This is a genomic window from Anaerotaenia torta (assembly GCF_050433395.1).
GTDB lineage: Bacteria > Bacillota > Clostridia > Lachnospirales > Lachnospiraceae > Mobilitalea > Mobilitalea torta.
Genome location: NZ_JBNPXH010000014.1, coordinates 77,465 through 96,629, shown reverse-complemented (window position 1 = coordinate 96,629; position 19,165 = coordinate 77,465). Strand labels below are relative to the sequence as shown.

19 protein-coding genes are annotated in these 19,165 nt (G+C 47.6%); 18 read left to right on the top strand and 1 reads right to left on the bottom strand.

What is annotated here, in order from left to right; genetic code table 11:
- Positions 1 to 16: 16 nt before the first annotated feature.
- The 10 genes from HNQ56_RS20355 to thiI all read left to right on the top strand — a co-directional run bounded on the left by HNQ56_RS20355 (position 17) and on the right by thiI (position 12,575).
- A complete protein-coding gene (locus HNQ56_RS20355) occupies positions 17 to 1,270 on the top strand; it encodes a dicarboxylate/amino acid:cation symporter (RefSeq protein ID WP_429149942.1) in 1,254 nt (417 codons plus the stop codon).
- Positions 1,271 to 1,446: 176 nt separating this feature from the next.
- Positions 1,447 to 2,667, top strand: a complete 1,221-nt coding sequence (locus tag HNQ56_RS20350; protein WP_429149941.1) for a 6-phosphofructokinase — start codon at positions 1,447 to 1,449, stop codon at positions 2,665 to 2,667.
- A gap of 180 nt (positions 2,668 to 2,847) precedes the next feature.
- Positions 2,848 to 3,639, top strand: coding sequence for an MBL fold metallo-hydrolase (locus HNQ56_RS20345; protein WP_429149940.1), 792 nt, complete (start codon positions 2,848 to 2,850; stop codon positions 3,637 to 3,639).
- Positions 3,640 to 3,797: 158 nt separating this feature from the next.
- A complete protein-coding gene (locus HNQ56_RS20340) occupies positions 3,798 to 4,070 on the top strand; it encodes an ACT domain-containing protein (protein WP_429149938.1) in 273 nt (90 codons plus the stop codon).
- Positions 4,071 to 4,086: 16 nt separating this feature from the next.
- Complete coding sequence (locus HNQ56_RS20335; RefSeq protein WP_429149936.1) at positions 4,087 to 5,451, top strand: PFL family protein; 1,365 nt, start codon at positions 4,087 to 4,089, stop codon at positions 5,449 to 5,451.
- A 175-nt stretch (positions 5,452 to 5,626) separates the two neighbouring features.
- Positions 5,627 to 7,102 (top strand): aminoacyl-histidine dipeptidase, encoded by a 1,476-nt coding sequence (locus tag HNQ56_RS20330; RefSeq protein ID WP_429149935.1) that lies wholly within the window; start codon positions 5,627 to 5,629, stop codon positions 7,100 to 7,102.
- A gap of 32 nt (positions 7,103 to 7,134) precedes the next feature.
- Positions 7,135 to 8,850 (top strand): LCP family protein, encoded by a 1,716-nt coding sequence (locus tag HNQ56_RS20325; protein WP_429149933.1) that lies wholly within the window; start codon positions 7,135 to 7,137, stop codon positions 8,848 to 8,850.
- 132 nt (positions 8,851 to 8,982) lie between these two features.
- Positions 8,983 to 9,924 carry a M23 family metallopeptidase gene (locus HNQ56_RS20320; protein ID WP_429149931.1) on the top strand — a complete coding sequence of 314 codons (942 nt, stop codon included), beginning with the start codon at positions 8,983 to 8,985 and terminating at the stop codon, positions 9,922 to 9,924.
- Between the two features lie 243 nt (positions 9,925 to 10,167).
- A complete protein-coding gene (locus tag HNQ56_RS20315) occupies positions 10,168 to 11,355 on the top strand; it encodes a cysteine desulfurase family protein (protein ID WP_429149930.1) in 1,188 nt (395 codons plus the stop codon).
- A 47-nt stretch (positions 11,356 to 11,402) separates the two neighbouring features.
- A complete protein-coding gene (thiI, locus tag HNQ56_RS20310) occupies positions 11,403 to 12,575 on the top strand; it encodes a tRNA uracil 4-sulfurtransferase ThiI (protein ID WP_429149928.1) in 1,173 nt (390 codons plus the stop codon).
- A gap of 160 nt (positions 12,576 to 12,735) precedes the next feature.
- On the opposite strand, the gene HNQ56_RS20305 is transcribed toward thiI, so the two are convergent.
- Positions 12,736 to 12,969 carry an HPr family phosphocarrier protein gene (locus tag HNQ56_RS20305; protein WP_429149926.1) on the bottom strand — a complete coding sequence of 78 codons (234 nt, stop codon included), beginning with the start codon at positions 12,967 to 12,969 and terminating at the stop codon, positions 12,736 to 12,738.
- 148 nt (positions 12,970 to 13,117) lie between these two features.
- Between HNQ56_RS20305 and HNQ56_RS20300 the strand changes: the two genes are divergently transcribed.
- The 8 genes from HNQ56_RS20300 to HNQ56_RS20265 all read left to right on the top strand — a co-directional run bounded on the left by HNQ56_RS20300 (position 13,118) and on the right by HNQ56_RS20265 (position 19,144).
- A complete protein-coding gene (locus tag HNQ56_RS20300; RefSeq protein ID WP_429149924.1) occupies positions 13,118 to 14,596 on the top strand; it encodes a MiaB/RimO family radical SAM methylthiotransferase in 1,479 nt (492 codons plus the stop codon).
- A gap of 100 nt (positions 14,597 to 14,696) precedes the next feature.
- Positions 14,697 to 14,966, top strand: a complete 270-nt coding sequence (locus HNQ56_RS20295; RefSeq protein ID WP_429149922.1) for an IreB family regulatory phosphoprotein — start codon at positions 14,697 to 14,699, stop codon at positions 14,964 to 14,966.
- A 14-nt stretch (positions 14,967 to 14,980) separates the two neighbouring features.
- Positions 14,981 to 15,436, top strand: a complete 456-nt coding sequence (gene ruvX / locus HNQ56_RS20290; protein ID WP_429149921.1) for a Holliday junction resolvase RuvX — start codon at positions 14,981 to 14,983, stop codon at positions 15,434 to 15,436.
- A complete protein-coding gene (locus tag HNQ56_RS20285; RefSeq protein ID WP_429149919.1) occupies positions 15,426 to 15,698 on the top strand; it encodes a DUF1292 domain-containing protein in 273 nt (90 codons plus the stop codon). Before ruvX ends, HNQ56_RS20285 begins: the two co-directional genes overlap by 11 nt.
- A 38-nt stretch (positions 15,699 to 15,736) precedes the next feature.
- Complete coding sequence (locus HNQ56_RS20280) at positions 15,737 to 16,207, top strand: Fur family transcriptional regulator (protein ID WP_429150040.1); 471 nt, start codon at positions 15,737 to 15,739, stop codon at positions 16,205 to 16,207.
- Between the two features lie 111 nt (positions 16,208 to 16,318).
- On the top strand, positions 16,319 to 17,971 hold the full coding sequence (locus tag HNQ56_RS20275) for a ribonuclease J (protein WP_429150038.1): 1,653 nt from the start codon (positions 16,319 to 16,321) through the stop codon (positions 17,969 to 17,971).
- A gap of 42 nt (positions 17,972 to 18,013) precedes the next feature.
- Positions 18,014 to 18,466 carry a hypothetical protein gene (locus HNQ56_RS20270; protein WP_429149917.1) on the top strand — a complete coding sequence of 151 codons (453 nt, stop codon included), beginning with the start codon at positions 18,014 to 18,016 and terminating at the stop codon, positions 18,464 to 18,466.
- Between the two features lie 18 nt (positions 18,467 to 18,484).
- Positions 18,485 to 19,144: an O-methyltransferase gene (locus HNQ56_RS20265; RefSeq protein WP_429149915.1), complete on the top strand. Its 660-nt coding sequence runs from the start codon at positions 18,485 to 18,487 to the stop codon at positions 19,142 to 19,144.
- Positions 19,145 to 19,165 lie beyond the last annotated feature (21 nt).

Below are 19,165 nucleotides of genomic sequence, written 5' to 3'. Positions count from 1 at the left end.
TGGGGAGGGTTCATCTGTGAAAAACTTTATAAAGAATTACAAGATGTCATTGCTTCTGTTACTCTCTGTGATAGTGGGCGGAGTCCTGGGTCTGGTCCTGGGGCCGGAGGCAAGGGTACTGGAGCCCTTGGGGCAGATTTATCTGAATCTGATGTTTACCATTATTGTGCCTCTGGTATTCTTCAGCATCACCTCATCCATTGCCGGAATGAAGGAAATGAACCGGCTCGGTAAGATTATCATCTATATAGCGGTCATTTTCACGGTGACGGCATTGCTGTCCGGGATACTGGCTATTCTTGGAGTATTTGTTGTAAATCCCACAGAGGGCCTGGCTCAGGATACGGTCCGGTCCATCCTGGCCGGATCAGGCGAAGAGCTGGTATCGGAGGCACAGCAGCTCTCTCTTGCCGAGCAGCTGGTCAAAACCATTACCGTGGGGGATTTCTCGGAATTATTGTCTCGGAATAAGATGCTTCCTTTAATTATCTTCTCTGTCATGTTTGGAACTGCCGCAGCCATGGTTGGTGACAAGGCCCGGCCTGTAAGAGAATTTGTCGCAGCCGCCTCGGAAGTGCTTATGAAAATGATTAATATTATCATGTATTATGCTCCCATCGGTTTGGGCTGCTACTTTGCATCGGTGATCGGCCAGCTGGGATCGCAGATACTGGAAGGTTATCTCCGGGTGTTTTTATTATACCTGGGCTTATCCGTCATCAATTATTTTCTTTTCTTCAGCATTTATGCCTATATTGCGGCGGGGAAGGATGGGGTCCGCAGCTTCTGGAGAAATGCCCTTGCTCCGACGGTTACCGCTCTTGCCACCTGCTCCAGTGCGGCTACGATTCCGGTGAACCTGGCTGCCACGAAGAAAATAGGCGTGTCCGGAGATATCGCCGAAACAGTAATTCCTCTGGGGGTCAACACCCATAAGGACGGCTCTGTGATCGGAGGAGTACTTAAGGTGGTGTTCCTCTTCGGCTTGTTCGGAAAGGACATGAATAGTGCCGGAGCGTTTCTTTCCATTCTGGCAGTTGGTTTTTTGGTGGGGGCGGTTATGGGAGCCATACCCGGCGGCGGGCTCATCGGAGAGATGCTTATTATCAGTATCTACGGGTTTCCTCCGGCAGCTCTTCCGGTTATTGCTGTCATCAGCACCATCATTGACGCGCCTGCAACGGTATTAAATTCCTCAGGCAACACGGTATGTGCCATGATGGCCGCTAGATTTGTGGACGGCAAGCAGTGGCTGAAGAAGAAAAATTAATCTGCGGCAGGGCAAAAGGCGCGGAAGAAAATCGTTCCGTATAATATACTTGCATTTCATATGGAGGGCATGTATTATGTTAGAGGGTATGCGGCCTGTGCAGAATGAGATTTTGCCTGAGGCAGGATGCACGTTATGTGGCTGCATAACTCCGGAGAGCATAAGGAGACCAGCATATGAATAATTTGTTAGTAGCACAATCCGGCGGACCGACTGCTGCCATCAATGCAACATTGGCCGGTATATTGCAGGGAGTGCAGGGAAGTGAAGGAGTGAACCGGGTGTACGGTGCAAAGAATGGAATTGAAGGGGTGCTGAAGGAGCAGTTCCTTGACTTGAGCGAGCTTGCGAAAGACAATCGGTCCCTCGATATCCTTGCCTGCACGCCCGCCTCGGCCCTCGGTTCCTGCCGCCGCAAAATGAAGGACTGGCATGAGGACGAAGAGACCTATAAGAAGATCATAGCAACTCTTGACCGGTATGGAGTTCAATATTTTATCTACATCGGCGGAAATGATTCCATGGATACCGTAAATAAGCTTGCCAGGTACTGCAAGGCAAAAGGACATGACAAAATCATTGTGGGTGCGCCTAAGACAATTGATAACGATCTAAGCCTTACCGATCACAGTCCCGGCTATGGCTCCGCGGCGAAATATATTGCAGCTACCATATCAGAGCTGGCCTGTGACATTGGCGTCTATGATATTCCGTCAGTGACCATTGTCGAGATCATGGGACGTGACGCAGGATGGCTGACGGCTTCCGCAGCGCTGGCCAGAGTGAACGGAGGGCGGGGGGCCGATCTGATCTATCTATGCGAAAGGAAATTCGACAGTACCCGTTTTATAATGGATGTTAAGGAGAAGCTGACGCAGAAGCGGGGAATTCTTGTTGCCGTCAGCGAAGGAATTAAGGATAAAGAGGGTGCCTACATATCCGATCAGGTTTCCAGCGGAAAAGTAGATAATTTCGGTCATAAATATATTGCGGGGGCGGCCCGTGTACTGGAACAGCTGGTGCGCCGTGAAATAGGCTGTAAGGTTCGTTCTGTGGAGCTGAATTTAATGCAGAGATCCGCCGCGCATATCACAAGTAAAACAGATATTATGGAATCCAAGATGCTGGGAGAAAAGGCATTGCTCTGCGCGCTGAGCAAAGAAGCAGGCCGCATGGCGGCAATCGGGCGGCTGAGTGACCGGCCTTACCGGGTGGAGCTCCTCTCCGTTCCGGTAGATGAAGTGGCAAACCGTGAGAAAACAGTTCCCCTAAATTGGATTACCCCGGACGGACATGATGTGACAGAGGAATTAATAGACTATATGATGCCATTAATTCAAGGAGAGACGGAAGTAAAATTTAAGAATGGAATACCGCTTCAACTAAAGCTGTATTAAAAGAAAGGCTGGACGGCTGCCGGGATAACACCCAGAACAGCCGCCAGCCTTAAAATCTGATGGGATTTTCAAGGTTCCAAAATCTGTCCTTCAAGAAAATTTCTTGACAAAATGGAAGAAATGAGGGATACTCAGTTTATTGTAAATGCAAAATGATGATGACAGAATAGGGAGATAAATATGAAGCTATGCAGTATTGCAAGCGGCAGCAGCGGAAACTGTATTTATGTCGGCAGTAATCATACAAATTTATTGGTGGACGCCGGAGTGAGTGCAAAGCGTATTGAAAACGGATTAAATGGAATTGATATTCTGCCGGATTCGATACAGGGAATTCTGATTACCCATGAGCATTCCGACCATATATCCGGTCTTGGGATACTGGCGCGGAGATATCATATCCCCATCTATGCCACTTATGAAACAGCATGTGCCATTAGCAGAATGAAAAGCATTGGGGATATTCCGGGCGAACTGTACCGTTATGTGAAGCCCGATGAGAGCTTTATGATAAATGATATCTGTGTGGAGCCATTTTCCACCTCCCATGATGCTTCCAATCCGGTCTGCTATACCATGAGATCCGAGGGGCAGAAGGTGGGAATAGCAACCGATCTCGGGAAATATGACGATTATATTTTATCCAAGCTGGAGGGATCCGAGCTTCTGCTGATAGAGGCAAATCACGATGTAAATATGCTAATGGTAGGTAAGTATCCCTATATGTTAAAGCAGAGGATATTGGGTGAGCGGGGACACCTGTCCAATGATACCTCGGCAGATATGATCAGCCGTTTGATTCACCCCGGGCTGCATCATATATTTTTGGCGCATCTGAGTAAAGAGAATAATTATGAGGAGCTGGCGTATGAGACGGTTTGCTACGAGTTATCGAACCGGGGCAGCGCTTTTTCTGCAAAAAATGTAAGTGTGGCCCATCGGGAGCAGCCTTCTCAGATAGTTATGATATAATGAAAGCGTAGTGAACAGTGCGAGAAGGGCACTTGCACATCAAGCTTGCGATCATGTGAACGGAGCCGGAGATCATGAACACGTTTTATGTTCATGATATAATGAAAGCGCAGGGAACACGTCTTTGGTACATAATAATGATAAGGAGGAGCGAGGGTATGAAACGTACGGTTATAACTGTAGTGGGTAAGGATACGGTTGGTATTATCGCCAGGGTATGTACCTATTTGGCGGATAATAACATTAATATATTGGATATTTCCCAGACCATCGTCCAGGACTTTTTTAACATGATGATGATCGTTGATATGACAAATATGAGCAAGGATTTTGAGGTGATATCGGAGGAGCTGGAGAAGCTCGGTTCCGAAATTGGGGTAATGATTAAATCCCAGCGTGAAGACATATTCGACAAGATGCATAGAGTTTAACACTGGGGAGAAGGCTATGATAAATATAAATGAAGTTCTTGAAACCAATAAAATGATTAACCAGGAGAATCTCGATGTCAGAACCATCACCATGGGGATCAGCCTCCTGGACTGTATCGATCCCGATCTTGACGAACTGAACCGCAAGATTTATGATAGAATAACAACAACAGCAAAGGATCTGGTGTCCGCAGGCAATAAGATTCAGAGAGAGTACGGTATTCCCATTGTCAACAAGAGAATCTCGGTAACTCCCATCGCCATCATCGGGGCTGCGGCCTGCAGGACGAAAGAGGACTTTGTAACCATAGCAAGGACCCTGGATCGTGCCGCAACGACCGTTGGCGTGAACTTTATCGGAGGATATTCGGCTCTGGTCTCCAAGGCAATGACGGCTGGTGACGAGCTGCTGATTAAGTCGATTCCCCTGGCGCTCAGCCAGACGGAGCGGGTATGCAGCTCTGTCAATGTGGGATCCACCAAGACCGGCATCGATATGAATGCCGTCAAGCTTCTGGGAGAGATCATCCTTCAGACGGCGGAGGGAACCAAAGACAGGGATTCCATCGGCTGTGCGAAGCTGGTGATATTTTGTAATGCTCCGGATGACAATCCCTTTATGGCAGGGGCCTTCCATGGGGTCACAGAGGGAGATGCGGTGATCAATGTGGGAGTCAGCGGTCCGGGGGTTGTGAAGAAGGCCTTAGAGTCTGTCCGGGGGCAGGATTTTGAGATGCTTTGCGAGACCATTAAGAAAACAGCCTTTAAGATTACCAGAGTAGGCCAGCTGGTAGCGCAGGAAGCGTCCAGAATGCTGGGAATTCCCTTTGGCATCATAGATTTGTCCCTTGCTCCTACTCCGGCTGTCGGCGACAGCATAGCGGAGATTCTGGAGGAAATGGGGCTGGATAAGGTGGGAGCACCGGGGACAACGGCGGCTCTGGCCCTGCTCAATGACCAGGTTAAGAAAGGCGGCGTTATGGCCTCTTCCTATGTGGGAGGATTGAGCGGCGCATTTATTCCTGTCAGCGAGGATCAGGGAATGATCAACGCGGTTGAGGCGGGAGCGCTGACCCTGGAGAAGCTGGAGGCAATGACCTGTGTGTGCTCCGTGGGACTGGATATGATCGCTGTACCGGGGGATACGAAGGCAACCACCCTCTCCGGGATTATTGCAGATGAGATGGCAATCGGAATGATTAATCAGAAAACAACGGCAGTCCGGATTATTCCGGTCATCGGAAAAGAAGTCGGTGAACGGGTGGAATTCGGCGGTTTGTTGGGATATGCTCCGGTAATGAGTGTGAATTCCTTCGGGTGTGACCGTTTTATCAACCGGGGAGGAAGAATTCCTGCGCCAATTCATAGCTTTAAAAATTAATCATACTGTGGAAAAGACATAAATAATTGAAAGAAATTGTTAATGAATTACAGGAACCGGGCCGGAATCTTTGTCGTCTAATTATTATCATGACATCGGGAGACTGCTTCTCGGTTCTTTCCCGCTTTTGTTTATGCCCAGGGATCAAGAAAGACAGAGGAAAGGAAGAGTTATGGTGAATCAGACATTGGAGCAATTAGATTATAAAGGAATATTCAGATACTTTGCTGAGATTTCAAAAATTCCCAGAGGGTCGGGAAATGAGAAGGCGGTCAGCGATTATCTGGTAGCCTTTGCACAGAAGCATAATCTGGAGTATACACAGGATGCCGCATATAACGTTATCATGATTAAGGAAGCAACACCCGGATATGAGCAGGAGCCGGCCATTGTTCTTCAGGGACATATGGATATGGTGTGTGAGAAATGGAAGGACTCCGCTCATGATTTTCTGAAGGATGGGATTAAGCTCATTGTGGAAGGAGACTTTCTCCATGCCGACGGAACCACCCTGGGAGGGGACAATGGTGTGGCGGTTGCCTATATACTTGCCATGCTTTCCGATAACAGCCTGGAGCATCCAAGACTGGAAGCCATTATTACCACGGACGAGGAGGTGGGGATGGGCGGCGCAAAAGCCCTGGATCTGTCCCGGCTTCAGGGAAAGTTCCTCATCAATCTGGATTCCGAGGAAGAGGACTGTGTTCTCACCAGCTGTGCCGGAGGCATGAGATGCAACTGTACCCTTCCGGTTCAAAGGGTCGAGGCCGCAGGTAAGAGGATTAAGCTCAGTCTCGGAGGAATGCAGGGCGGTCATTCAGGTACGGATATTGTTAAGAACAGAGCTAACGCGCCCAGGCTTTTGGGACGGCTTCTGTTTGAATTGCGTGAAAACTACAGCTTTGCCCTGGTTCATATGCAGGGCGGTTTCAAGGATAATGTTATCCCAAGAGAAGCGCAGGCGGAATTGCTGTTAGTGGGTACGTCCCAGGAGACAGGGAAGAAATATAAAGAGATCAGCTCCGGTATTGCAGAGTTGATGAAAGGGTATCAGCAGGAGTTTTCAGCCAGCGAGCCCCAGCTTAAATATGAACTGGAGGAGTTGGATGAGGGAAGCTTCCAGGTACTTCATCCCCTGTCTTTTGAAAAAATGCTGTTTATGCTGATCAATATGCCCAATGGCGTACAGGTTATGAGTTCCCATATTCCGGGACTGGTGGAAAGCTCGTTAAATCTTGGAGTGTTCCAAACAGAGGAGGAGCATGTGACCTTTGTGTCAGCCATTCGCAGTTCCGTATATAATTATAAGCATTATATGAGCAGTCAGCTGAATTATTTGATCGATTTCCTTGGCGGCGAATTCCGTGAGTATTCGGAATATCCCGGCTGGGAATATAAACCGGATTCTCTGCTGAGGGAGCATTACAAGAGAATTTATCGTGAAAGTACCGGAAAGGATATGAGAGTAGAGGCGATTCATGCCGGTTTGGAGTGCGGCATCCTTGGTGAAAAGCTTCCCGGTATCGATGCGATTTCCATCGGGCCGGATTTGTTTGATGTTCATACTGTGGAGGAAAGGCTGAGTATTTCCTCTGCAATCCGTGTATATCAGCTGCTGGAGCGGGCCGTTAAAGAAAAGATCAGGGCATAGAGGGGATAAGCGATTGATTAGGAGATGAAGAAATGGGTAACGAGGGTAAGAATGATACCGGTTCAAAATTTGATTTTGACCAGGATCCGGAATTCAATGCAAATTTTTACAGGAACATCGAGAAGGTCCTTAACGATTCCTATGTTGAGGAGCCGGATGACACCAAGGAGTCAGGGCGTCCCGATACGGCGGAGACTGCCGGGGAAGCAGCTGATGCCGGTGTATCCCAGGAGGGGAAGGAGTCCGAAGACAGCGGAGCAGCCAGAGAGGACAAGGAATCGGAAGGCAGCAGTGTCTCCGATATGAATATGGAGTCGGAAGGCGGTACCGCTGGAAGAAATGAGGAAGCGGAAGAAGATGGAACCTCTTTGGCGGACAGGGAATCAGAGGATGAGGGAAGCGATGAAAGTGCCGTGTCAGGAGAGGCAGCTCCCGCATCGGATGGGGAAGCCGTATCAGAAGACGCTGCCGGAAACGAGTTAAGACAAGAGCAGGAACCGTCTGAGGAGACGGCGGCAGCCGTTGCCGCGGAAGATGCTGACACCCAGGGATTGTCTGAGGAGGAGCTGGAAGAGGCTTTAACCGGAATTAATGCGGCACTGGCGAGGAAGATCTGTGAGGAGATGGACTGCATCGGTGCAGAGCAATCAAAGGAAGAGGGAAAAAAGAAGCATTCCGTGAGAATTCGCAACAGAATACTGCTTACCCTGCTCTGTTTGGTTGGCTTCGGCTTCTTTTTCGGCTTTACCTCACCCGGTAATATGCTGTTGATGAGAATGGGAATCAATCTTTCCAGTGCCGTTTGGGGTACTTTTACAGATGATTTTGAAGAGGATGTCCCGATGGTTGAGGATATCGATGTTCCGGACCCTATTGAAGATAATACGGATTTGGTTAAGGTAGATCCGGATACCATTGAATGGACATCCAACACTCACGGGGACGGAAGGCATGAAGAAGGGGTATACAATATCCTGGTTCTTGGAGAAGAGGCAATTGGCTCCGGATCAGCCAGGGGCCGTACGGATGTTATTATCATTGCTACCATGAATACCAATACAAAGAAATTAATGCTGACCTCTCTGATGCGGGATACTTTAGTCCAGATTCCCGGCTACAAGGATAATAAGCTGAATTCGGCCTATGAAAAGGGAGGACTCGATTTACTCTATAAGACCATAGCCCTGAATTTCGATATTCAGCTGGAAGGCTGTGTAATGGTCAATTTCGAGAGCTTTGAGAAGATCATCGACAAGCTTGGCGGATTGGAAATTACTCTGACCCGCGGAGAAGCCAATTACCTGAATACCACCAATTATATCTCGAAACCGCAATACCGTAATGTGGTTGCCGGCACCCAGATTCTGAACGGCAATCAGGTCTTGGGTTATACCCGTGTCCGCAAGAAGGCAACCATCACCGGAAATAACAATGATTATGGGCGTACTGACAGGCACCGGATTGTCTTAAATGCTATCTTTGAAAAATATAAAACCAAGAGCAAGATGGAGCTTGCCACCACGATGCTCGGCATGCTGCCCATGATTACAACCGATATCAGCAGCAAGGATTTTGAATTGCTTTTGAATAAATTCATCGAAATGGGAACCATGGATATCGCTCAGCTGAGAATTCCGGCAGACGGAACCTTTACCGATAATGTAGAAGTACGGGGCATGGATGTGCTTATTCCTGATTTGCAGGAAAATGTCAAGCTGCTACATAATTTTATTTTCGGTGAGAATTAAGGATAGTTATTCTGTGCAAAGTGCATCAGACCTCCGGAAAGGGAGGTCTGATGCATTTGCTCGGTTATATTCATTCCAATAGAGACATATAATTAGTTGTCCAAAAGTCTTTGATTGGAGTGTGAGTAAAACATGGGGCAGATATGGTATACTAATAAGTATGGGGGCGGAAAAAAGAGAACACGAAAGGATATAAAAGTCCTGGCGGTGCTTCTGATGATGCTGCCTGTGATAATTGTCACGGGGCTTCAATTGAATGCAATATCAACAACTCTGCTTCTGCGTGACATAGAGCGTCGGGGAATTGATTATGATGCCTTCCGTGAGCTGAAAATAGCGGAGGATACCCTTGAGCTGGCGAAGGCTAGGACAGGGAAGCTGATGCAGAAGCATAGCGGGCTGGGATCGCCTAAGGGAATTGATCCCATTGAATATCTGACCTTTAGTATGCTGGCCAGATCCTTTGATCTGGAAAAAGAAGAGCCGGTAAAAGAAGCTCTTTTTCTAAAAGGCATCGGTTCCATTGGTACTCTGAAGGGATATCAGCGGCTGTACGGTTATTATAGGGCGATTTTTCAAGATCTGGAGTACTTTCCGGTTCCAAGAATAGAGGGTGATGCTACGGACATTTTTTATTCGGATACCTGGAGTGAACCGAGAAGCTATGGAGGCAATCGCAGACATGAGGGGACCGACATCATGTCGGGAGATCATCCCAGGGGATACTATCCTGTTATCAGTATGACCGAGGGAATTGTTGAGAAAATAGGTTGGTTGGAGCAGGGAGGATACCGAATCGGAGTACGCTCCCCTTCTGGCGGTTATTTTTATTATGCCCATCTGGCCTCCTACGCCCCGGATATGAAGGAGGGAGCCTGCGTCCTGGCCGGGCAGCTTCTGGGCTTCATGGGAGACAGCGGCTACGGAGCGGAGGGGACTGTGGGAAAATTCGATGTACATCTGCATCTCGGAATTTATGTGGACACCGCTGCAGGCGAACTGAGTGTAAACCCTTACCATGTGCTGAAGATGATGGAGAGCCGCAGGCCAAGCTATGGGGGATATCTCAGATGAAGTTTGGGAGACTTTTTATTTATAAGTAGCTTATTGATAGGATGTTATGGTATAATGTCGGCAGACATTATACCTGCGCATTTATGTGCATGCGCATTTATGCGTGTGCGCCGGAGCAAAGCGGAGTGCCATACCATAGGGGCTTGCGACTATGGTATAATGTCCACGATAAGCAGATTAGTCCATGAGTTTCTAATCTGCGGAAGAGATATAAGAAATAGTCCATGACGGATGGAGTAAACAATGGAAATATATTTAGATAATTCAGCAACTACAAGAGTAACAGAAGGAGTCAGAGATAAGGTTCTGCAGGTGATGTATGAGGATTACGGCAACCCTTCCTCCATGCACCGGCTGGGAATCCGGGCGGAGCAGCATGAGAAGGAAGCGGCGGCGGTCATCGCGTCTCATCTGAAGGTGGAGCCCAAGGAGCTTATCTTTACCTCCGGCGGAACGGAATCAAATAATCTGGCGCTGATTGGAACTGCTTTTGCAAACAGGCGGCGTGGCAATCATATTATTACCACCAGAATAGAGCACCCTTCGGTGCATCAGCCCCTGGTCTATCTGGAGACGGCAGGCTTTGAAATCAGCTTTGCGCCGGTGGACAGCGGAGGAAGGCTTATTAAGGAGAAGCTTTACGAACTGGTCAGGGAGAATACCATTCTGGTATCCCTGATGTATGTGAATAATGAAATAGGAGCCGTGCAGGACATTGGGGAGCTGGCGGGAGAGCTGAAGAAGAGGAAGCCGGACATTATTCTCCATGTGGATGCGGTTCAGGCTTTTGGCAAATACAGAATTTACCCGAAGCGGGAGGGAATCGATCTTCTTTCCTTCAGCGGTCACAAGATCCACGGTCCCAAAGGGGTGGGTGCCCTTTATGTCAATGAAAAAATCAAAATGAATCCCATTGTATTCGGAGGCGGACATCAAAGAGGGCTTCGCTCCGGCACCGAGAATGTGCCGGGAATTGCCGGATTGGGACAAGCGGTGTCCGAGCTTTTTGAGGATTTTGATTCCAAGATCAGCAGGATGTATCTTTTGAAACAGCGATTTCTCCGGGAGGTGAGCCGGCTGGAGGATGTGACAATAAATGGTCTTCCCATGGGATGTGCTCCGGATTATGAGCTGGAACAGATTAAGGAAACCGCCCCCCATATCATGAGCGTAAGCTTCCGGGGGGTGCGCAGCGAGGTATTTCTCCATGCACTGGAGGACCGGGGAGTGTATGTATCCTCCGGCTCTGCCTGCAGCTCTCACCATGCAACACCAAGTGTAACACTGGCAGCAATCGGCCTGGAGAAAAATCTAATGGATGCTACCCTGCGCTTTTCCATGTCCGGCACGACAACGGAGGAAGAGATTGACGATACCCTGGAACAGATCCGGGAGCTGCTGCCCATGTTAAGAAGGTATACCCGCAAGTAATGATAAAGCAGTAATAACAGTGTGAAAAGCACGTGGATGGAGGAAGAATGTTTAAAGCATTTTTAATAAAATACGCAGAGATAGGTTTGAAGGGAAATAACCGTTATATTTTTGAAAATGCCCTGCGGGACAGAGTAAAGGATGCCCTGGCCCCTCTGGGAGAGTACCAGGTGAGTAAAGAACAGGGGAGAATCTTTGTGGAATGCCCGCCGGTTTATGATTATGAAGAGACGGCGGAGGCTTTGCAAAAAGTTTTTGGAATCTCCTCCATCTGCCCGGTGGCTGTTATTGAGAGCTCGAAATGGGAGGATTTAACCCGTGGTGTGGGAGATTATGTGGAGGCAATGTATCCGGAACGAAGCTTCACCTTCAAGGTGGAGGCAAAGCGTGCGGATAAGAATTATCCTTATACCTCTCCGGAGATCTGTATTGAGATGGGATCCTATCTGCTGAAGCGTTTTCCTGAGCTCAGAGTGGATGTTCATGAGCCGTCTGAGAGGATTACGGTCGAGGTGCGTACCAAGTGTTATGTATATTCCATTTCAATTCCCGGGCCGGGAGGTATGCCCGTAGGCAGCAATGGGAAAGCCATGCTCTTATTGTCCGGCGGTATCGACAGTCCGGTAGCCGGATACATGATATCCAAGCGGGGAGTATCCCTTGCCGCCACTTATTTTCATGCGCCGCCGTATACCAGTGACAGGGCGAAGCAGAAGGTAGTGGATCTGGCAAAGAAGATATCCCGGTATACCGGCAGTGTGAAGCTGTTCGTGGTGAATTTTACAGATATACAGCTATACATCTATGAGCAGTGTCCCCATGAGGAGCTGACCATTATTATGAGACGATATATGATGCGGATTGCGGAGGCAATTGCCAGGCAGGAAGGGTGTATGGGGCTGATTACCGGGGAGAGCATCGGCCAGGTGGCAAGTCAGACCATGCAGAGCCTGGCGGCAACCAACGAAGTCTGCACCATGCCCGTATACCGGCCTTTGATCGCCTTTGATAAAAAGGATATTGTGGAGGTAGCAAAGCAGATTGATACCTTTGAGACCTCAATCCAGCCCTTTGAAGATTGCTGTACCATCTTTGTTGCAAAGCATCCGGTGATCAAGCCGAGCATCAAGGTGATCAATAAATCCGAGGAGAAGCTGGAGGAAAAGATTAGCGGGATGATTGAGACAGCATTGAACTCCTTGGAAGTTATTACTGTTTGACAGAACAGGAGGAAAGGTGTTCCTGGTGTAATAAAATAGAGGCTGCCGTAAACGGCAGCCCCTAAGCTCTTCGCGATAGCATGAACGCAAGGGACACACTATGGCACTTCGTGCCGGAATGCGCATTCCCTTTGTCAGCGCAGAATAATGTCTGCTGAGATTATTCTACGATGTAAGGCTTCAGAATTGCAAGGATGTTCTCCATGTTCTCCTCGCTATGAATATTTAAATCAATATTCTTAGATAAGTCAAGACTGAATATACCCATGATGGATTTTGCATCTATAACGTATCTACCGGAAACCAAGTCAAAATCAGAATCAAATTTTGTCACGTCATTTACAAAAGCTTTAACCTTATCGATTGAATTTAAAGAAATCTTTACGGTCTTCATTAACAATTCCTCCTTTATTCAGTATATGTATATACTATAATTTACCTAATTAAAAGTCAATATACAAAGTTCATAAAAATAGAGGAGAAAGTTGTACAGGTGTATAGTGCCTGTGCTTGTATGTAAATGGCTGATTTGAATATTTTATATGGAAAGGACAATAAGATACATGAAGAAAACAGCGGCATTTTTGACTCTCGGCTGCAAGGTGAATTCCTATGAGACCGAAGCGATGCGCACAATGTTTGAAGCGGCCGGCTACTCCATAGTAGATTTTAAAGATATGGCGGATGTATATGTGGTTAATACCTGCACCGTAACGAATATAGCGGACCGCAAATCCCGCCAGATGCTGCATCAGGCGAAAAACCGGAATCCCCAGGCGGTGATCGCGGCGGTAGGCTGCTATGTACAGACCGCGGAAGAGCTGCTGCTGGCGGACAGTGCGGTGGATCTTGCGATAGGCAATAACAAAAAGTCGGAAATCGTAGCCATGGTAGAACGGTGCATGGACAGCCGCCAGAAGGAAGAGCTGATAGCCCGGATCGATGAGGAGCGGGTTTATGAGGAACTGCCGGTTATCACCACAATGGAGAAGACCAGAGCTTTTATTAAAATTCAGGACGGCTGCAACCGTTTCTGCTCCTACTGCATCATTCCCTATGTCAGAGGAAGGGTGAGAAGCAGGAGGGAGGAAGATATTCTGCAGGAAGTCGAAGAGCTGGCGAAGAAAGGGTATCAGGAATTCGTTCTGACCGGTATTCATATCTCTTCTTACGGAACGGACCGGACGAAGCTTCCGATGGAGAAGGAAGTACCCGCGGAGAGCGGGCAAGAACAAGAGAAAGAACAAGATCAGCAACGGGATCAAGATCGGGAGCGGGAACAAGAACCGGAAGAAGGGGAGTGGCAGGCGGATCAAGGCCCATCCGGGGAAAATCTGCCCTTAGCCCGGTTGATTATAAAGATAAGCCGGATGGAAGGCGTTTTGCGTATTCGCTTGGGATCGTTGGAGCCGGGAATTATTACAAAGGAGTTTCTGGATGCCATTGCATCCGTAGAACAGTTCTGCCCCCATTTTCATCTCTCCCTGCAAAGCGGAAGCGACTCTGTGCTGAAGCGGATGAATCGCAGGTACAGTGCCAGGCAGTACTATGAGCGGGTGAGTCTGATCAGACAGTACTACCGGCTTCCCTCCTTTACAACGGATGTGATAGTGGGCTTCCCCGGAGAGACAGAAGAAGAGTTTTGTGAGACCCTTGATTTTGTGAAAAGTATTGGGTTTTCCCATATCCATGTCTTCAAGTATTCCAGGCGTGCCGGTACGAAAGCGGCTGCCATGCCGGATCAGATACCGGAAAACATCAAGAATCAGAGAAGCGAGCGCCTGATTGCCCTCTCAAATTCCATGTCGGAGGAATACCGTACCTTGTTTTTGGGCAGAATAGAGAAAGTTCTTTTTGAAGAGTCAATGGAAATAGAAGGAAAACAATATCAGGTCGGTCACAACGAAAGATACTTGAAGCTGGCGGTTTTGGAGGACCGGGATCTGTCCAACCAATTGCTGCAGGGAAGGATTACCGGATTTTTGGAGGGGGAAATTCTCCTTTGTGAAATAACTAATTGAAATTTTCCTCCAAATAGATTAATATATAATTTATATAGATTCTTTTTTGTTCGGTAAGCTGTAGGGCGAACTGTCTAATACCATAAAAGGAAGTGATGCAATGCAGAAATTAAACAATACACAATATTTTAAGGTACAGAAGGATACGGAGATTATTGTTGGCGAAGTAATCCGTACCGTCTATTCCGCGCTGACGGAGAAGGGCTACAATCCCCTGAATCAGATTGTAGGATATATTATGTCCGGAGATCCCACCTACATAACCAGTCACAAAGGTGCCAGGAGCTTGATCATGAAGGTGGAACGGGATGAGATTATTGAGGCATTGTTGCGTTTTTACATTGAGAACGAGCTTCAGCAGGAGAAGTAGCTTCGGAGGTAGGAATGAAGAGAATCATGGGGCTGGATTACGGTTCCGTAACGGTGGGAGTGGCGGTCAGTGATGCTTTGGGCTGGACGGCCCAGGGTGTCGAGACCATTCGGAGAAAACAGGAGAATAAGCTACGGCAGACCCTTGCCAGAATTGATGCGCTGATTGCGGAGTATGAGGTGGGCGAGATTGTACTGGGCCACCCCAAACATTTGAACAATACGGTAGGAGATCGGGCGCAAAAGTCGGAAGAATTTGCGGAGAAACTGAGGCAGAGAACCGGACTTAAGGTGGTTCTCTGGGATGAACGTCTTACCACGGTTGCAGCCCACCGGCTGCTTGACCAGGGAGGACTGGGTTATCAGGAGAAGGCGCTGGTAGTGGATAAGCTGGCGGCAGCCATTATACTGCAGGGGTATTTGGACAAATTGTATTTTATGAAAGAGGAAGAGAAGAAGAATGAATCATAGACCGGATGAAATCAATTTCATCACTGAGGATGGAGAAGAGATTATATTTCAGGTATTGGAACAGACGAGACTGGGCGGAACAGATTACCTCTTGGTCAGCACGACGGAAGAAGAGGATGAGGAAGCCGAGGCTCTTATTTTGAGGGATATTTCCCAGGATACCGACGAGGAAGCGGTATACGATATTGTGGAGGATGAAAAGGAGCTGCAGTCCGTAGCAGCCATTTTCAAAGAATTATTGGATGATATAGAATTATATTAAATGCATAGAGATAGGATTAGATGAAAATAGGTGATGATATGCCTGATAGCCAGGAACAGTTTAAGAAATTGTTGAAACAGAACGGACTGAAGGTTACCACCCAGCGGGTGGCTATACTGGAGGTGTTAAGCAGTAGGCCGGGGATGCATCTGACAGCAGAAGAGATTTATGATTATGTCAGGGAGAAGTATCCGGAGATCGGTATTGCTACTGTTTATCGTACGATTCAAGTATTATCAGAATTAAATCTAATAGATAAGTTAAATCTTGATGACGGATATGTGCGCTATGAAATCGGCAAGCAGAGCAATGAAGAGCCTGGCCACCATCATCATCATTTAATATGCCTGGAATGCGGCAATGTGTACGCCTTTCAGGACGACCTGTTGGAGAAATTGGAAGAACGGATCATGGAAGCCATGGGATTTCTTGTGAAAGACCATGAGGTCAAGCTTTACGGCCACTGCAGTGCGTGCAGGGAAAAGGATACCAGCAATCAATCTGTTTAGAGTCTAAGATTATCATATGCACTTAGTTAATGGATAAAGAAAGTACATAAAACCATTGGAGGTGCAATTATTTTGAAAGAGAAAGAAAAAAACATAACAAAAGCAATTGAAATGAAAGGTGTTAAAATTATTCCGCTGGGCGGATTGGAACAAATCGGAATGAACATTACCGCGATAGAGTATGAGGACAATATTATTGTCATTGACTGCGGATTATCCTTCCCGGAAGACGAGATGCTGGGCATTGACCTGGTTATCCCGGATGTAACCTATCTGAAGGATAATATAGATAAGGTAAAAGGCTTTGTCATTACTCACGGACATGAGGACCATATCGGTTCCCTGCCTTATATTTTAAAGGAAGTGAATGTTCCTGTTTATGCAACCAGGCTTACGACTGCAATTATTGAGAACAAGCTGAAGGAGCATAATTTATTAAAGAATACAAAGAGAAAAGTAATTAAATACGGTCAATCCATTAATCTGGGGTGCTTCCGTATAGAATTTATCCGAACCAACCATAGTATTGCGGATGCGGCGGCACTGGCTATCTTTACTCCGGCGGGAATCATTTTTCATACAGGAGATTTTAAGGTGGATTATACCCCGGTATTCGGAGAACCCATCGATCTGCAGAGGATCGGTGAGATCGGCAAGAAAGGCGTGCTGGCCCTGTTATGCGACAGCACCAATGTGGAGAGGCCGGGTTATACCATGTCAGAGCGCACGGTGGGCAAGACCTTTGACACAATCTTCTCCGATTACGCCAGGCAGAGAATTATTGTTGCAACCTTCGCTTCCAATGTGGACCGGGTTCAGCAGGTGGTGAATTCCGCCGCGAAGTTCAACCGGAAGATCGTGATCGAAGGCCGCAGTATGGTGAATATCATCACCGTGGCAAGAGAGCTGGGATATATCAAGATGCCGGATAATATGCTGATTGATATTGAGCAGATGAAGAATTATACCGATGACCAGCTGGTTCTGATCACCACGGGAAGCCAGGGAGAGACCATGGCGGCCCTTCCCAGAATGGCAGCTTCGATTCATAAGAAGGTTACCATCAAGCCGGGCGACGTTGTTATCTTAAGCTCAACCCCGATACCGGGCAATGAAAAAGCGGTATCCAAGGTAATCAATGACCTGACGATGAAAGGAGCTAAGGTAATCTATCAGGATACCCATGTATCCGGCCATGCCTGCCAGGAAGAGATCAAATTGATGTATACTCTGCTTAAGCCCAAATATGCGGTGCCGGTGCACGGGGAATACAAGCATCTGATGCGTCATGCGGAGCTGGCAGAGTCCCTGGGCATTGCCAAGGAGAATATCTTTATCATATCCTCCGGCGATGTATTGACGCTGTCCGCAGAGCGGGCAGGAGTTACCGGAGAGGTACCGGCACAGGGAATTCTTGTGGATGGTCTTGGTGTGGGAGATGTGGGTAATATTGTCCTGCGCGACCGTCAGCTGCTGTCGGAGAACGGACTGATTATTGTTGTAATATCCCTGGAGAAGTACAGCAATCAGGTGCTGTCGGGCCCCGACATTGTTTCCCGCGGCTTTGTCTATGTCCGAGAGTCCGAGAACCTCATGGACGAAGCAAGGGATGTGGTAGAGAAGGCCCTGGATAAATGCCTGAGCAGGAAGAACAATACGGACTGGGGAAAGATGAAGACGGAGATTAAGGATTCCCTGAGTGATTTTATCTGGAAGAAGACGAAGAGAAATCCGATGATATTACCGATTATTATGGAAGTATAAAGGGAAACTCCTGTGGTACGGTACAGATAGAGAGGTAAACATATGGCGACAAAATCTACGGCAGTGAAATTGACATTGAAGGTGACAAGCTTTATCGTAAGGCTGTTGCTGAATATTATTTTCTATATCCTGGTGGTTGTTCTTATTGTTAATGTCAGTAAAACAGCCTTTGCATTCACCTATCAGATCTATGGTCCGGAAAGGGTGGATGAGGCACCGGGACGGGATATCATATTCCAGATTGCCAAAGGTGAGTCCAAAATGGATATTGCAGCCAAGCTGGAGCATAATCACGCCATAAAAAATAAATATTCCTTTTATCTTAAGACGAAGTTTCAGGAGTATGTGATCATACCGGGGACTTATGTGATTAACTCCTCCATGACCTATGACGAGATACTGGCGGTAATCACGGATTATTCCAAAGCCATTATCAAGGACAGTGAGGATGCGGAGGAGGATACCGGCGATGCTGCCGATGATACTGAAAAGTAGAAGGTATGAGGTCTCTATATGATTGTGAACGAAAGAATTACAGCCTATCTTAACTCATTGGAAGCGGAATTGCCGAAGGAGCTTGCAGAGTTAGAGAGGGAAGCCCTGGAGCATCAGGTTCCCATTATAAAAAAGGAAACCCAGGGTGTTCTCCGGTTTTTACTGGGATTACAACAACCAAAACGAATTCTGGAGGTCGGAACAGCCATTGGCTTTTCCGCCCTCTTTATGAGTGAATACACCGGAACGGATTGCAGAATCACAACCATTGAAAAGGTTGCCATGAGACTGGCGGAGGCGGAGAAGAACCTGTCCGACACCAGATTTTCCGGCCATCACAAGATTGTACTGCGAAAGGGAGAGGCCCTGGAGGAACTGAAGGCTCTGGCAGAGGAGAAGGAAGGCTATGATTTTATCTTTCTGGATGCGGCCAAAGCCCAATATATGAGCTTTCTTCCGGAGCTGATGAAGCTTCTGGACACAGGCGGGATGCTGGTAACGGATAATGTGCTTCAGGACGGTACGGTGATTAATTCAAGATACAGCATTACCAGAAGGGATAGGACGATTCATTCCAGAATGAGGGAGTATTTATATACGATTACCCATATGGAGGAGCTGGATACGGTAATACTGCCCGTGGGGGATGGAATTGCGCTGAGCCGCCGTTTGGCATAGGGAAATACTTACATTTGACTG

Excerpts from the sequence above, each read along its gene's own strand:
- HNQ56_RS20350 (WP_429149941.1), top strand. The coding sequence starts at position 1,447 with ATGAATAATTTGTTAGTAGCACAATCCGGCGGACCGACTGCTGCCATC.
- HNQ56_RS20345 (WP_429149940.1), top strand. The coding sequence starts at position 2,848 with ATGAAGCTATGCAGTATTGCAAGCGGCAGCAGCGGAAACTGTATTTAT.
- HNQ56_RS20340 (WP_429149938.1), top strand. The coding sequence starts at position 3,798 with ATGAAACGTACGGTTATAACTGTAGTGGGTAAGGATACGGTTGGTATT.
- HNQ56_RS20335 (WP_429149936.1), top strand. The coding sequence starts at position 4,087 with ATGATAAATATAAATGAAGTTCTTGAAACCAATAAAATGATTAACCAG.
- HNQ56_RS20325 (WP_429149933.1), top strand. The coding sequence starts at position 7,135 with ATGGGTAACGAGGGTAAGAATGATACCGGTTCAAAATTTGATTTTGAC.
- HNQ56_RS20320 (WP_429149931.1), top strand. The coding sequence starts at position 8,983 with ATGGGGCAGATATGGTATACTAATAAGTATGGGGGCGGAAAAAAGAGA.
- HNQ56_RS20315 (WP_429149930.1), top strand. The coding sequence starts at position 10,168 with ATGGAAATATATTTAGATAATTCAGCAACTACAAGAGTAACAGAAGGA.
- thiI (WP_429149928.1), top strand. The coding sequence starts at position 11,403 with ATGTTTAAAGCATTTTTAATAAAATACGCAGAGATAGGTTTGAAGGGA.
- HNQ56_RS20305 (WP_429149926.1), bottom strand. The coding sequence starts at position 12,969 with ATGAAGACCGTAAAGATTTCTTTAAATTCAATCGATAAGGTTAAAGCT.
- HNQ56_RS20300 (WP_429149924.1), top strand. The coding sequence starts at position 13,118 with ATGGAAAGGACAATAAGATACATGAAGAAAACAGCGGCATTTTTGACT.
- HNQ56_RS20295 (WP_429149922.1), top strand. The coding sequence starts at position 14,697 with ATGCAGAAATTAAACAATACACAATATTTTAAGGTACAGAAGGATACG.
- ruvX (WP_429149921.1), top strand. The coding sequence starts at position 14,981 with ATGAAGAGAATCATGGGGCTGGATTACGGTTCCGTAACGGTGGGAGTG.
- HNQ56_RS20285 (WP_429149919.1), top strand. The coding sequence starts at position 15,426 with ATGAATCATAGACCGGATGAAATCAATTTCATCACTGAGGATGGAGAA.
- HNQ56_RS20280 (WP_429150040.1), top strand. The coding sequence starts at position 15,737 with ATGCCTGATAGCCAGGAACAGTTTAAGAAATTGTTGAAACAGAACGGA.
- HNQ56_RS20275 (WP_429150038.1), top strand. The coding sequence starts at position 16,319 with ATGAAAGGTGTTAAAATTATTCCGCTGGGCGGATTGGAACAAATCGGA.
- HNQ56_RS20270 (WP_429149917.1), top strand. The coding sequence starts at position 18,014 with ATGGCGACAAAATCTACGGCAGTGAAATTGACATTGAAGGTGACAAGC.
- HNQ56_RS20265 (WP_429149915.1), top strand. The coding sequence starts at position 18,485 with ATGATTGTGAACGAAAGAATTACAGCCTATCTTAACTCATTGGAAGCG.